The 248-nt window shown below is 52.0% G+C and carries 1 pseudogene; it reads right to left on the bottom strand.

The window, feature by feature from the left end:
* Window positions 1-69 precede the first annotated feature (69 nt).
* Window positions 70-248: pseudogene (locus ACRHNM_RS17650) on the bottom strand (signal recognition particle-docking protein FtsY); the annotation flags it as partial.

The raw sequence follows: 248 nt of genomic DNA, 5'->3' as shown, positions 1-248 counted from the left end.
CCTTTGGGTGACGTAACTGGGCATACGCGCCAGTCAGCATCAACATCAGTCCGATCCAGAGCAGGAGCATCAAGACTGTCGTTTAAAGAAAGAATCCACGAATTCGTATTTGTTGAATACCTGCAGGTCCTCAACCCCTTCCCCGACACCGATATATTTCACCGGAATCCCAAACTGATCCGAAATGCCGATTACCACGCCCCCTTTGGCCGTGCCGTCGAGCTTGGTGACTGCCAGGGAATTGACCT

Source organism: Psychroserpens mesophilus (assembly GCF_050617655.1).
In the GTDB taxonomy this organism is placed as follows: domain Bacteria; phylum Bacteroidota; class Bacteroidia; order Flavobacteriales; family Flavobacteriaceae; genus Psychroserpens; species Psychroserpens mesophilus_A.
The sequence above is the reverse complement of the archived record's forward strand: the minus strand, read 5'-3'. Positions and strand labels throughout refer to the sequence as shown.